Raw genomic sequence first — 13637 nt, forward strand, 5'->3', positions numbered from 1 at the left:
GCGTCAGCGCCCCCCTGGGCTGTCGGGTGCGGCCGGCGCGATCGCCGTCACCAGCCATTCGCCGGGCTTGCGCTCGACGAATTCGAATGCCACCGGCATGCCGGGCTTCAGGCCCTGCAGCAGCGCCCGGTTGGCGACCTCGAACTCCATCGTCATCGGCGGCCACTTGAGCGACGCGATGGCGCCGTGGTTCAGGCTCACCGTGCCCGCCTTCGGGTCGACGCTGTCGACGGTGCCCCGGCCCCGGTGGCCCACCGGGGCCGGCGCGGCGGCGCTGCCCAGTCCGCCGATGGCGGCCTTGAGGTTGCTCTCGGCGTCGATCAGGAAATTGGCGGCCACCACCACCTGCTCGCCTTCGCGCACGCCGGACCGCACCTCCACCCGGTTGTCGTCGCCGGCGGCGCCCAGCGCCACCTCGCGCGGCTCGAACCGGCCCTCCTGCAGCTGCACCAGCACCACGCGCCGGCGGCCGGTGTCGATCACCGCCGAATCGGGAATGGTGAGCACCGGCCGGCCGGCGCCGGTCTGCAGTTCCACCTGCGCGAACATCGCCGGCTTGAGCAGCTGGCCCGGGTTGGCCAGCTCGATGCGGACCGGCACGGTGCGGGTCTCCGGCTTGAGGGTGGGATAGATGTAGGTGATGCGGCCGCTGAAGGTTCGCTCCGGATAGGCGTTGAGCGTGACCCGGGCGGTGGCGCCGGGCTTCACCCGGCCGATGTCCTGCTCGAACACGTCGGCCAGCACCCAGACCGACGCCAGGTCGGTGACCTGGTACAGCGCCTCGCCCGGCATGAAGCGCATGCCCTGCATGGCCTTCTTCTCGGTGACGACGCCCGCCACCGGCGAGCGGAAGGTGACGGTGCGCTGCGGCTGGCCGGTGCGCACCAGTGCGGCAAGCTGCTCGGGCGACAGGTCCCAGTTGCGCAGCCGCGCCAGGCTGGACTCGGCCAGCTGCTTCATGCCGGCCTGCGCTTCGCCGCCCGCGCTCCCCATGGCCTGCACGCCCTGCGCCGCGATTGCGTATTCGCGCTGCGCCCCCACCAGGTCGGGGCTGTAGGCCTCGAACAGCGGCTGGCCGCGCGCCACCGGCTGGCCGGTGACGTTGACGTGCAGCCGCTCCACATAGCCCTCGAACTTCGGCGCGATGGTGTAGACGCGGCGCTCGTCGGGTTCCACCCGGCCCGACACACGCACCGTGCGGCCCAGCGTGCGCATGGCGGCGGCTTCGGTGCGCACGCCCAGCTTCTGGATCTTGTCGGTGCTGATGCGCACCTGGCCGGCGGCGGCCGTTTCCTCCTCGCCCTGGTAGACCGGGATGTAGTCCATCCCCATCGGATCCTTCTTGGGCGTCGGCGAGGTGTCCGCCAGCCCCATCGGGTTGCGGTAGTAGAGGATCTTGCGTTGCGCGGGAACGGCCGCCACGCCGTTGGCGTTTTGCGCGCCGGCGGCCGTGGCCGCGGCCGTCCGCTGCGGCCGCTCGCCCAGCCAGTAGCCGGCCGCGCCGGCCGCGCCCAGCAGCAGCATCGCGACGATCACATGCGAGGCCTTCACAGATCCTCCCCCAGCAGCCGCTCGATCTCGGCCAGCCGCAGCCGGGCCTCGACCTGGGCCTTGAGCCGGTCCTGCCGGGCCTTGCGGATCTGCCGCTGCGCCTCCAGCAGGCTGCTGAAGTCCAGCTTTCCGTTCTCGTAGGCGGCCAGCGCCGAGCGCAGGCCCAGCTCCGACTGCGGCAGCGAGCGGGTGGTCACCAGCTCCTCGCTGCGCCGTGCCGCGTCCAGCGCGGCCAGCTGTTCGCCCAGGTCGCCCAGCAGCTGGTGCGCCAGCGCCTCGGAGCGCTGCTGCGCCGCGTCGACCATGGCCAGCGCCTCGGCTTCCTGGGCGCGGCGCACATCCTGCTGCAGCGGAATGGCCACTTCCAGCATCAGGCCCCAGCTGGAGATGCGCGAGCCCATCTGGCTGGGCGCGATGCCGAGCGTGAGGTCCGGATAGCGGTTGCGCAGCGCCAGCTCGCGGGTGCTGCCGGCGCCGCGCAGCTTGGCCTGTTCGGCGCGCAGCAGCGGATTGCCTTCGCGCAGCCGCTGCGCCAGCGCAGCCGGGTCCATGCGCTGCGCGGCCGGCAGCGGCGGCAGCGCCAGCGGTTCCGCCAGCGGCGCGGCGGCGTCGCGCGCCAGCAGCGCGTTCAGGCGCGCGCGCGCCTGGCGCTTCTCGCTTTCCAGCATCAGCAGCTCCGAGCGCATGCCGGTCTGCTCCAGCTGGGCGCGGATCGCGTCCTGCTGGCCGGTCAGCCCGCCGGCGTAACGGGCCTGCGCCACCTGTTCCACGCTGGCCGCCAGCTGCAGGATCTCGCCGGTCAGCCGTTCGTTGGCGCTGGCCAGGTAGTAGCGCGCGTAGCCGGCCTTGATGCGGGCCGCCAGTTCGGTCCAGGCCGCGTCGGCGCGGGCCGTGGCCGCCTGCACCTCCGCCGCCGCCGCGGCGCGGCGCAGCCCGCGCTTGCCCCAGGCCGGCAGTGTCTGCATCAGCGTGTACTTGGTCTCGCCGACGCGGCTGGGCAGCAGGTTGAAGCTGCCGTCGGTGGCCTTGTTGGTGACGTCCATCAGCTCGACCCGCAGCACCGGGTCGGGCAGGGCACCGGCCGGATCCACCCGCTGCGCCGCCGCCTGCGCCTCGCTGCGCATCGCGGCCAGCTCCGGGCTCTGCGCGCGGGCCTGCGCCAGCAGTCCCTGCAGGTCCTGGCCGAGTTCGGCAGCGGCGGCGCCGGTGACCAGCAGGGCGGCCAGCAGCAGCAGCGCTGCGACGCGCAGCGCCCGCGGGGCGGCGACGGCAGGTGGTGCGGGGACACGCCGGGACATGCTGCGAGGGTAGGCTGCGGGCGCACCGCCGCCGTTGATGTGCATCAAGCGGGCGAGCGGCCCGCCCGCGGACCGTTAGAAGCCGATGGCGAGCAGCGCGGCGGCCGAGATCAGCGTGATCACCAGCGCCGTGCCGTAGCAGGCCAGCTTGGCCGGGGCGCCGGTGCGGAGGCCCAGGTCGTGCAGGCTGTGGTAGATGCGGTGCACCGCGTGCCAGGCAAACAGCATGACCGCCGCGAACAGGAAGCCCTTGGCGAACCACTGCTGCGAGAAGGCCAGCATGCGCGGATAGTCCATGAAGCCGGCACCCATCCAGCCCAGCGGCGCCGCGATGCCGCTGACGAACACCATTGCGCCGCCGAACAGCGCCGACAGCATGCCGCCGGCGCCGAACAGCAGCCAGAACACCGGCGCGTTGGAGCGCTTCTTCATGGCCGCAGCCACCAGGCCAGCGCCAGCAAGGCCAGCGTTGCCAGCACCGCGGCGGCCCAGCCGACGCGCATGATGGCCCGCTCCTCCACCCGCCGGCCGCCGATGAACAGCATCGGCATGGTCTTGGGCATGACCTCGAACCAGCTGTGTGCATGCACCGCCATCGCCACGAGCAGCAGCACGTGCAGCGCGATCGACCACGGCGAGCGCAGCGCCGCCAGCCAGTCGTTCCACTCCGCCTCGCCCTGCGCCAGCCGTACCAGCCCCAGCATCAGGATCAGGGCGTAGGCCAGCACCGCCAGCGCCGTCGCCTCGCGTGCCATGTAGCGCATGAAGAACGGGTCGGTGGTCCACCAGCCCTTCATGCTGCGCACGTAGCCGTGGCGCGGGACCGCCTTGTCCTGCATCACGCCGGCCCCTTCGGCGAGAGGAAGCGCAGGAAATAGTCCCTGGCGCTGTTGACCTTGTTCTGGTTGATCGCGTTGGCCGGGTCCACCTTCTTGGGGCAGACCACCGAGCAGTAGCCCACCGCGGTGCAGGTCCAGACGCCTTCCTCGGTGTTGATGAACTCCATGCGCTGGGCCTTGCCGCCGTCGCGCGAATCGGCGTTGTAGCGGTGCAGCAGCGCCAGCACGCCGGGGCCGGTGAAGTCGGAGTCCAGGCCGAACTGCGGGCAGCCGGCATAGCACAGCATGCAGTTGATGCAGGAGCTGTACTGCTCGATCAGTTCCAGCTGGTGCGGCGTCTGCAGGTATTCGCCCTGCGCCAGCGTGCGCGGCTCCTTCGGGATCAGCCAGGGTTTGATGGCCTGCAGCTTCTCCATGAACGGCTCCACGTTCACCACCAGGTCGCGCTCGATCGGGAAATGCGCCAGCGCCTCCACCTTCACCGGGCCGGGCGCCAGCTCGCGCAGGAAGGTCTGGCAGGCCAGCCGCGGCCGGTCGTTGACCATCATCCCGCAGCTGCCGCAGATCGCCATCCGGCACGACCAGCGGAAGCTCAGGCTGCCGTCCAGTTCGTCCTTGATGTACTGCAGCCCCTGCAGCACGGACATGTCGTCGGTGTAAGGCACGTCGAAGCCTTGCCAGGCCGGCTTGTCTTCCTGCTCCGGGCGGTAGCGCAGCACCCGGATCTCGATGCGGCGGCCGTCATGCATGGGCCGTCTCCCTGGCCTTGCGGTCCGCCTCCTGGCCGGCGGCGCCGTAGGCGCGGGTGCCCGGCGGCGAGCTGGTGATCTTCACCGGGCCGTAGTCGATGCGGGGGGCGCCGGCGCCGTTGTAGTGCGCCAGCGAGTGCTTCAGGTAGTTCGCGTCGTCGCGCTCGGCGAAGCCGTCCAACCGCTGGTGCGAGCCGCGCGACTCGCGCCGCGCCAGCGCCGAGTGCGCCATCGCCTGCGCCACCTCCAGCTGGTAGCCCAGCTCGATCGCCAGCAGCCATTCGGTGTTCCAGCCGCGCGAGCGGTCGTCCAGCCGCACCCGCTGCAGGCGCTCGCGCAGTTGCGCCAGCGTGTCGCAGGTGGCCTGCATGGTGGCGGCCGTGCGGTAGATGCCGCAGCCGTCTTCCATGCTCTGCGCCATCTCGCGCCGCAGCGGGGCGATGCGCTCGCCGCCGCCGGTGCGCAGCGCGACCGCCTGCGCCTGTTCCGCGCAGGCGTTGGCCAGCTGGTTCAGGCGCTGCGCATTGCCGGGTGGCGTCGCCCGGGCGAAGGCGGCGGCCTGGATGCCGGCGACCTTGCCGAACACGATCAGCTCGGTCAGCGAGTTGGAGCCCAGCCGGTTGGCGCCGTGGATGCCGACGCTGGAGCATTCGCCGGCCGAATAGAGCCCGGGCAGCGGCGAGGCGGTGTTGCGTTCGGCGACGATGCCGCCCATCGTGTAGTGCACTGCCGGCAGCACCGGGATCGGCGCCAGCGCCGGGTCGACGCCGAGATACTCCACCGCCAGCTCGTAGATCTGCGGCAGCCGCTCGCGCAGCTTCTTCTCGCCCAGGTGCCGCAGGTCCAGGTGGACCACGTCTCCGTGCGGGCCCTTGATCGTGCGCCCCTTCTGCTTCTCGTGCCAGAACGCCTGGCTGAGGCGATCGCGCGGACCCAGCTCCATCGCCTTGTTGACCGGCGTCGGCGAGGCCGGCCCCAGGCCGTAGTCCTGCAGGTAGCGGTAGCCGTCCTTGTTGACCAGGAAGCCGCCCTCTCCCCGGCAGGCTTCGGTGAACAGCAGCCCGGTGCCGGGCATGCAGGTCGGGTGGTACTGCACGAACTCCATGTCGCGCAGCGGCACGCCCTGGCGGTAGGACAGGGCCATGCCGTCGCCGGTCACGATGCCGCCGTTGGTGTTCTCGCGGAACACCCGGCCGGCGCCGCCGGTGGCGACGATCACCGAGCGGGCCTGGACCAGCCGGAAGGCGCCGGTGGCGATCTCGATGGCGACCACGCCCTGCACGCGCCCCTCGTCCACCACCAGGTCGACGCAGAAGTGTTCGTCGAAGCGCCTGATGGAGGGGTACTTGATCGAGGTCTGGAACAGCGTGTGCAGCATGTGGAAGCCGGTCTTGTCGGCGGCGAACCAGGTGCGCTCGATCTGCATGCCGCCGAAGGCGCGCACGTTGGCGTGACCGTCCGGTGTCCGGCTCCAGGGGCAGCCCCAGTGCTCCATCTGCACCATCTCTTCATGGGCGTGGGCGACGAAGAACTCCACCACGTCCTGCTCGCACAGCCAGTCGCCGCCGGCCACCGTGTCGTGGAAATGCGCCTCCAGGCTGTCGTGGGCCTGCGTTACCGCGGCGGCGCCGCCTTCGGCCGCCACCGTGTGGCTGCGCATCGGATAGACCTTGGACAGCAGCGCGATCTTCAGCGTGGGATCGGCTTGCGCCACCGCGATGGCGGCCCGCAGCCCGGCGCCGCCGGCACCGACGATCGCCACATCCGCCTGGAAGGTCTCCATGCCGGTGCCTCGCTAGCGGGTGATCACCAGCTTCTGGTACAGCCCGCCGTAGTAGGTGCGCTGCTCGATCGCCGCCGGCCGGCAGTCGGCCGGCATGAACTCCTCGATCTGGTGCTCCCACAGGGCCATGGCGTACGGTTCCAGCCGGCGGAACACGCCGGTCATCAGCAGCCGCAGCGGATGCAGCGGCACCGGCCGGTGGTAGTCCACGATCACGATCCGGCCGCCGGGCCTGACCACCCGCATCGCCTCGGCCAGCGTGCCGCGGCGCACGTGGTCCGGCTGCTCGTGCAGCAGGAAGAACAGCAGCACCTGGTCGTAGCTGGCGTCGGGCGCGGCCAGCGCCGAGGAGTCGCCGTGCAGCAGTGCCACCCGCGGGTCGGCCGGCAGCTTGCCGGCCAGGTTCTGCAGCTGGATCGGCAGGATGTCGACCACGTCCAGGTTGGCGCCGGGCGCCAGCCGCTGCTGCAGGCGGGCCGTGAGGTTGCCGTAGACGCAGGCCACCTGCAGCGTGCGGCCGCCGACCTCGGCGCCGAGGTCGGCCAGCGCCGCGTCCCGCAACCGGCCGTAGTTGCCGAACAGGATCAGGTTGACCAGCCACTCGCGCTCGAAGACGTGGACGGCGTTGGGATGGACGTAGGCCCACCAGTACACCTGCTCGAGGTAACCGGGGATCGCCGGGACACGGGGCGCGGGCCGTGCGAGCGAGGGCAGGGCCGCCCCAGCGCCATAGACAGGAGGCGTCATTCGTCGGGATCCTTGTAGCCCTTGGGCAGCTGGTGGGCGATGCCCTTGTGGCAGTCGATGCAGGTCTTGCCTTGCGCCTTGGCCTTGATGTGGCGGTCGTAGTTGGACTTCTTCTGGCCGTCCGGGCTCATGGCCTCGAAGCTGTGGCAGTTGCGGCACTCGCGCGAGTCGCTGGCCTTCATCTGGTCCCACTGGTGCTGCGCCATCTGCATGCGCCGCGCCTCGAATTTTTCCGGCGTGCTGATGCTGCCCAGGATCTCGTGGTACACGTCCGAGGTGGCGCCGATCTTGGCCATCACCTTGTGCGCCCAGTCGCGCGGCACGTGGCAGTCCGAGCACACCGCGCGCACGCCGCTGCGGTTGGCGTAGTGCACCGTGGTCTTGTATTCCTTGAACGAGTTGTCGGCCATGGTGTGGCAGCCGGTGCAGAACTCCAGCGTGTTGGTCGATTCCATCGCCGTGTGGAAGCCGCCCCAGAACAGCACGCCGGCGACGAAGCCCACAGCCAGCAGCGCCAGCAGCGAGTATTTCGCGCTGGGCCGCGCCAGCACGTTCCAGAGCCGGCGCAACGCGTTCACAGGGACAGGATCCACTGGATCAGGTTCTTGGTGTCGCCGGCGCTGGCCTTGATGATCTTGTGCTCTTCCTCGTGGCCGTCGGGGAACTTGGCCTTTTCGCCGCTGGTGATGTGGGTGATCAGGCGCTGCTCGGCGTCGCTCTTGCCCTTGTACTTGGCCGCCACTTCCTTGAACGAGGGGCCGTCCTTCTTCTTGTCGATCGAGTGGCACTTCAGGCAGTTCTGCTGGCGCGCCAGCGCCTCGGCGGCGGCGGCGTCGGCGGCGTGCGAGAGTGCTGGCGCGCCGAGCGCCCCCAGCAGTGCGGCCGCGGCCAGGGCCTGCAGGAAGACGGGCTTGCTTTTGTTCATGGTCTTGTCCTTGTGGCGAGGTGGGTGTCCAGCGTGCCCGAGCCGGCGCAGGCTGTCGCTGGCCGGCACGCGCTTCCTTTGATCCATGTCAACCGCCGCGGCCTTAGGGCCAGCGGTGGGTATAGGTGACGCCGATGAAGCTCACGCTCTGCGATTGCCGCGCGTTGACGGTGGTGCCGTCCGAATAGGTGAACGGCACGCCGTTGTAGCCCCAGGACCAGTCGCTGGAGAACGAGCGCTGGTGCACCACGTCGATCCGCAGCGAGCGCTGCTTGTCCAGCGTGTACTTGCCGAACAGCCGCACGGCGGTCTGGCGGAAGGTGATGTCGGGCAGTCCGCCGGTGGCGGCCAGCAGGGCGGCGCTGCCGGCGTCCGCGGTCGCGTCCAGCGTCTGGTTGTAGGCGTTGCGGTCCTCGATGAAGGCGAGGCTGCCGCCCACTTCCCAGCGCGCGGCCGGCTTGCCGGTGAAGCCCAGCCCCAGCGTGGTGGTGCGGTTGTCGTAGGCCAGCAGGGCGGCGCCGGGCCGGGCCTGGTCCAGCTGCTGCCGTCCGCTGGAGAGATAGCCGTTGAAGCTCCACGCGGTGCTGACGACGTAGGTCCAGTCCACGCTCAGCTGGTTCATGCTGCTGCTGCGCAGCCCGTACGCGCTGGGCGTCTGGTAGCTGTCCCGGCCGCCTTCGGCCGCGAGCTGGAACGCCAGTTTTTCATTGGGCTGCCAGTCCGCGTGCAGGCGCACCTTGTCGCGCCGGCGGTCGGCCAGCGTCGGGCTGAAGATGCCGTTGGCCAGGCCGGCGCCGGGCGCGGACGGGTCCGGCACCTCGGTCAGGCCCAGGCCGCTGTTGTCGCGCAGCCAGTTCGATCCGTCGCGCCGGCGGCTCTCCACGCTGATCGCGCCGCTCAGGTCCTGCGACATCCGGCGCCGCAGCTCCGCCCGCACGCCGGTCTCGTCGGTCTTCTGGCGCAGCGCCGTGACGCCGGCGATCGCGCTGCTGGCGGTGAATTCGCCGCGGTCGATGCTCTCTGCGTCCACCGCCAGCGTGCCGCGCCAGTCGCCGCTGAACTGGTAGCTGCCCTGCAGCTTGCCGCTGAAACGGGTCAGCGGCAGCTGCCGGTTGGTGAAGAGCGACGTGCCCTCGATGTTGTAGAGGGCGATCGGCGTCGTGTCGCTGCGGTGCTCGTAGCGCACGTTGCCGGTCAGAGACAGCCTGGGCAGCGGCCGCGCCGTCAGGCCCGCCTGCGCCAGCGTGGTGGCCAGCTTGCCGCCCAGGTCGGAGCGGCCCGCCGGCGCACCGCCCAGTCCCATGGCGGCGAAGCTGGCGGTCTGGCTGGCCTGCGAATAGGCGAGCTTGAAATTGAGCAGTGTCGTGCGGGTGAAGCTGTAGCTGCCGGCCAGGTCCAGCTGGTGCGCCTGGTTGTCCGGCGGCAGCGCCACCGGCTGGCCCAGGATCGACTGCAGGCCGGGCGCCAGCGGGAACAGGCTGCCGACCGGATTGAACAGCGCGCCCGGTACCGCCGGCGTCAGGCTGCCGTTGGCGTTGCGATAGAACGAGCCGTAATAGCCGGCCGACAGCCGCAGCTGGCCGCTGGCGTAACTGAGCCGCCCTTCGACCTGGGTGTGGTTGGAGTCGATCGGCTCGGGCAGCAGCAGCACGCCGGAGCCGGCCTGCACGCCGGTGGTGACGCCGCAGCCCGGCGCGATCACCGAGGGGCAGGCCATGCCGACGCCGAACAGGCGCGAGCCTTCCTTGTCTTCCGACTTGACGCTGGCATCGAGCTGCCAGTCGCGCGACAGCACCTTGCTGTAGGCCACGCCGAGCGCGGTGCGGGTGGTCTTGAGGTCGAAGTCCGATCCGCTGCCCGGCCCCTGCGGCAGCGCAACGACACCCGGCGCGGTGGAGCCGGCGCCGGCCAGGCCGGAATTGACCGTGAACGGCGCGCGCCGGGTCAGCTCGCCGTAGTTGAGCGACAGCTTCCAGTCGCCCGGACGCTTCCAGCGCAACCCCAGCTCGCGGTTGCCGGTGAGCAGGTCGGCGGCCTCGAACTGCAGGCTGGTGCCGCGCTCGTCGTCGCGCCGGTAGTAGTCCGCGCCGGCCAGGCCGATCACGCCGGCGCCGGGCCGCAGGCCGCTGTACTGGTCGTACAGCAGGCGGTCCTGGCGGTCGCCGTCGATCACGCCGATGCCGATGCTGGCGGAAGCGTCCACCACCGGACCGTCCTCGGCCCGCGCCGAAGGGTAGGCCGCCAGCAAAGCGAGCGTCAGCAGCGGAAGGCGCGCGGCCGGGAAGGTGCAGGAGGCGGTCATGGCGTCGCTACCGCGTCAGGAAGCCCGGCGACGGATTGGCGGTCGACGGGTTGTTGCTGCCGTGCACCTGGGTGTGGCAGTTCAGGCAGCTGCGCCCCTGCCACAGGTTGACCACGTTCTTGCCGTTCGTGGTGGCCGTGACCGCGGGTGCGAGCTGGCCGGGCGCCAGCGTGAAGACGCCGCGCTGGCCGCCGACCGCGCCGACGCCGCCGGCGACGTGCGGCGTGTGGCATTCCTGGCACAGCATCGGCGGGCGCGACTTGAGCATCGCCGCCACGGTGCTGCCGTGCGGGTTGTGGCAGGTGGAGCAGTCCTCGCTCACCGGCTGGTGCGAATGCACGAAGGGCCCGCGCTTTTCCGCGTGGCAGGTGTAGCAGGTGTCGTTGATGCTGTCGCGCCGGGCCAGCTTGGGGCCGGCCGAGCCGTGCGGGTTGTGGCAGTCCGAACAGCCCATCTTGCCTTCGGGCAGCGGATGGTGCGAGGGCCGCGCCAGTTGCGTGCGCTGCTCCTTGTGGCAGCCCAGGCACACCTCCTGTTCGGTGACGCGCGCCAGCACCTTGTCCTGGTTGGCGTGCACCCTGTGGCAGGTGGAGCAGGCCAGGTCGGCCGACTCGTGCGGGCTGCCGCCCCACAGCATCCGCCTGGCGTCCTTCTGGTGGCAACCCAGGCAGGCGCCGTTGCGCTGGTCCGGCGGCGTGGCGGTGTTGCGGCCGAACACGATGTCGGGCTTGGGCTGTTCCTTGGCGCCCGGCGGCTTGGTGACGTGCGCCAGGCTGGGACCGTGGCAGGTGACGCAACCCGGCGTGCGCGGGTCGCCGACGGCGGCGTGCGCGCTGCGGCTCATGTCGGGCAGGTCTTCCGAGTCGTGGCACTTGACGCACACCTTCGATGCCTCGGCATCCTGCGCCGCCCAGGCGGCGCCGCCCCAGCCCGCCAGGGCCAGGAACAGCGCTGCCAGCAGCAGCAGGCGCGAACGCATGGCTACTTCTGTCCGTGGACGATGTCCACGCCCTTGAAGCCGCCGCTGGAGTGGCAGTCCGCGCAGATCTCCTGCGTCTGCAGCGACTGGGCCTGCGTCCGGTTGCCGAACGAGGCGTTGCCGAAGCTGGTGACGTGGGCCAGCGCCTTGGGCGAATCGTGGCAGGCGGTGCAGCTGGCCGCCTTGGGCGAGATCACCAGCCACTGCATCGGGTCGGTGACGCCGGCCGGCTTGGAGATCACCGCGCCCAGCGGGCCCTGGTCCACCTTGTACGAGTTGTTCACGTGGCAGACGTTGCAGTTGATGCCCACGCCCGGCCAGGAGACCTCGGCGGCGTAGTTCTCCACGTCGGGCGCCAGCGGCGGGCCGCCGGTCATCGAGGTGCCGTCCTTGTTGAAGGCACCGACCACCAGGTTGCCGTGGGTGAACGGGTAGGTGCGCTGCGAGTTGCCGTGGATGCCGTGGATCATCCGCTTGAACTGGTACGACTCGTTGAGCGCCAGGCCGTTGGTCATGATGCTGGTGGACATCCGGTTGGCGTCGTGGCAGGTGACGCAGGCCTCGACGATGTTGCGGGCGCCGCCGTGGAACGCCTCGGCCAGCGTGTTGGAGCCGGAGGTGGTGCCCAGCGCGCCGTGGCAGGCGTTGCACTTCTCGGTGGCGACGATGGTGCGGCGCGGCGTCAGCGGGCCGGACAGCGCCACTTCCTTGAAGGTGTGCTGCACCACGGTGTTCACCAGCGTCCTGGGGACCACCTCGGGCCGCGGGTCGGTCGCCCACTTCACCTGCAGCAGCGGCTCCTTGATCTGCCCGATGCTCACCACTCTCGCGGTGCCGGCGGCGACGCTGGTGGTGGTGTCTGGCGGAACCGTGATCGTGGCCGTGTAGTGGTTGCTGCCGTCGTTGCTGCCGGTGTAGGCGAACACGTTGGCGCCGCTGCCGCCGTTGTTGAAGCTGGTGAACTCCGTCACCGCCGTCGATTGCCCGGCCAGCGTCTGGTAGGCCAGGTAGAAGCGCAGGTTGCCGAACTTGGTCGTGTTGGAGCAGACCGGGCCGGCGGTGCACTCGGAGGTGACCAGGTTGTAGGCGGCGTTGTTGTTGGTCGGGTCCGACAGGAAGTACTTGACCGTCACCTTGCGCGTGGCCGGGTCGTAGGCGACGCTGTCGATGTTCATCTTGTACAGCGCGGCGTCTTCCTCGTTCTGGTTCCAGTGCACCCGTTCCGGCGAAATGTTGGAGCCGACCCGGTGGCAGTCCGCGCACTGCGCGTTGCTCAGGTCCTTGGCCGCCGCGCCGGCCTTGACCAGCGTGCCGGCGAACACCGAGTGGCTGGCATCCCAGTCGGAGCCGGGCAGGTTGGCGTGGCAGGTCAGGCAGGCTTCCTTGCTCGGTTTGGTCTTCCAGTTGTCGCCCTGCGGCGTGTTCGGGTTGGCGCCCGAATGGCACTTGGTGCAGTTGCGCAGGTCCTGCGGGAAGCCGACGTCGGCGAAGCCGACCTTGGTGTTCTGGTAGCCCCAGATCGTGTAGTCCTCGCCGCCCTTGCCGTTGTCCAGGTTGGCCTTGAGCAGCTTGCCGGCGTGGATCTTGTGCGCCATGGTGGCCAGGGTCAGCACGTTGCCGCTGTTGGCGTCGGTGGTGCCGGGGTTGTGGCACATCACGCAGAACTGCGTGTCCACCCGGCCGCCGCCGTGCAGCGCCAGCTTCTCGTGGCAGGAGTTGCAGGAGGTGACGTCGGTCATCTTGCGGGTCTTGGCCGGGTCGGTCACCGGCACCGACTTGCCGCTGGCGTCGAAGCTGAGGTCGAAATACGGATTGACCAGGATGGTGTCGCCGGCGCTGTTCTTGTAATTGAGCTGGATCGCGATGCGATGGGTGCGGTCCGGCTCGAACACCACGCCGTTGGTCTTGGTCGGGTCCTTGATGTCGGTCTTGAAGGTGTAGGTGTAGTAGCCGTCCGCGTTGTAGACCAGCTGGGCCGCGGCCAGCGCGGGGTCGGTCTGCTTGCCGTCGGTGGTGGCCTGCTGCGCGGTCGCCAGCACCGGCTTGCCGCCGGGGCCGACGCCCGCCGTCGCGGTCTCGGTGCGGTAGATGTAGTTGACCCACTGGTCCGGATTGCCGTTGCTGCCCGGAACCAGCTTGGCGATCGCGAAGCTCACGTTGGACAGCGTCAGGCCCTGCTTGACGGCGCCGTCGGAGAACACCGTGAAATTCACCTTCGGTGGGCTGGCGACGACCACCGCCGGCACGCCGGCCGACTGCAGCACGGCGAACGCCGAGGACGAGTTGGCTGCGGTGTCGTTGGTCGGCACGGCGGCGGCCTGGGCGAGCGTCTGCTGCAGCGTGGCGGCCGGCGTCGGCTCCGGCGGCGGGGCGGATCCGCCGCTGCCGCCGCCGCAACCGGCGAGGGCCAGGACAATGGCGCCGGCGCACGCCATGAAGAGCCGGTAGGACTTCTTGTTCATGT

General features: G+C 70.4%; 12 protein-coding genes. All 12 read right to left on the bottom strand.

Features of this window, described 5'->3' with window-relative positions; all coding sequences use genetic code 11:
* Nucleotides 1–3: 3 nt before the first annotated feature.
* Nucleotides 4–1551, bottom strand: coding sequence for an efflux RND transporter periplasmic adaptor subunit (locus ACFPOE_RS18005; RefSeq protein WP_376851668.1), 1548 nt, complete (start codon nt 1549–1551; stop codon nt 4–6).
* Entirely contained in the window at nt 1548–2849 is a 1302-nt protein-coding gene (locus tag ACFPOE_RS18010) for a TolC family protein (protein ID WP_376851669.1), read from the bottom strand. The genes ACFPOE_RS18005 and ACFPOE_RS18010 overlap by 4 nt, the downstream gene beginning before the upstream one ends.
* Before the next feature lie 75 nt (nt 2850–2924).
* On the bottom strand, nt 2925–3281 hold the full coding sequence (frdD, locus tag ACFPOE_RS18015; protein WP_376851670.1) for a fumarate reductase subunit FrdD: 357 nt from the start codon (nt 3279–3281) through the stop codon (nt 2925–2927).
* Nucleotides 3278–3688, bottom strand: coding sequence for a fumarate reductase subunit C (locus tag ACFPOE_RS18020; RefSeq protein WP_376851671.1), 411 nt, complete (start codon nt 3686–3688; stop codon nt 3278–3280). Before ACFPOE_RS18020 ends, frdD begins: the two co-directional genes overlap by 4 nt.
* Nucleotides 3688–4437 (bottom strand): succinate dehydrogenase/fumarate reductase iron-sulfur subunit, encoded by a 750-nt coding sequence (locus ACFPOE_RS18025; protein WP_376851672.1) that lies wholly within the window; start codon nt 4435–4437, stop codon nt 3688–3690. The genes ACFPOE_RS18020 and ACFPOE_RS18025 overlap by 1 nt, the downstream gene beginning before the upstream one ends.
* On the bottom strand, nt 4430–6220 hold the full coding sequence (frdA, locus tag ACFPOE_RS18030) for a fumarate reductase (quinol) flavoprotein subunit (RefSeq protein WP_376851673.1): 1791 nt from the start codon (nt 6218–6220) through the stop codon (nt 4430–4432). Before frdA ends, ACFPOE_RS18025 begins: the two co-directional genes overlap by 8 nt.
* 12 nt (nt 6221–6232) lie before the next feature.
* Complete coding sequence (rquA, locus tag ACFPOE_RS18035) at nt 6233–6967, bottom strand: rhodoquinone biosynthesis methyltransferase RquA (protein ID WP_376851674.1); 735 nt, start codon at nt 6965–6967, stop codon at nt 6233–6235.
* Nucleotides 6964–7545, bottom strand: coding sequence for a NapC/NirT family cytochrome c (locus ACFPOE_RS18040; protein WP_376851675.1), 582 nt, complete (start codon nt 7543–7545; stop codon nt 6964–6966). The genes rquA and ACFPOE_RS18040 overlap by 4 nt, the downstream gene beginning before the upstream one ends.
* The gene (locus tag ACFPOE_RS18045) at nt 7542–7892 is read right to left on the bottom strand and encodes a c-type cytochrome (protein ID WP_376851676.1); all 351 of its coding nucleotides are present in this window, start codon (nt 7890–7892) and stop codon (nt 7542–7544) included. The genes ACFPOE_RS18040 and ACFPOE_RS18045 overlap by 4 nt, the downstream gene beginning before the upstream one ends.
* A 103-nt stretch (nt 7893–7995) precedes the next feature.
* Nucleotides 7996–10194: an MtrB/PioB family decaheme-associated outer membrane protein gene (locus ACFPOE_RS18050; protein ID WP_376851677.1), complete on the bottom strand. Its 2199-nt coding sequence runs from the start codon at nt 10192–10194 to the stop codon at nt 7996–7998.
* A gap of 7 nt (nt 10195–10201) precedes the next feature.
* On the bottom strand, nt 10202–11173 hold the full coding sequence (locus ACFPOE_RS18055) for a DmsE family decaheme c-type cytochrome (protein WP_376851678.1): 972 nt from the start codon (nt 11171–11173) through the stop codon (nt 10202–10204).
* A 2-nt stretch (nt 11174–11175) separates the two neighbouring features.
* Nucleotides 11176–13635 (bottom strand): OmcA/MtrC family decaheme c-type cytochrome, encoded by a 2460-nt coding sequence (locus ACFPOE_RS18060; RefSeq protein ID WP_376851679.1) that lies wholly within the window; start codon nt 13633–13635, stop codon nt 11176–11178.
* Nucleotides 13636–13637 lie beyond the last annotated feature (2 nt).

Source organism: Caenimonas terrae, assembly GCF_042655405.1.
In the GTDB taxonomy this organism is placed as follows: domain Bacteria; phylum Pseudomonadota; class Gammaproteobacteria; order Burkholderiales; family Burkholderiaceae_C; genus Ramlibacter; species Ramlibacter terrae_A.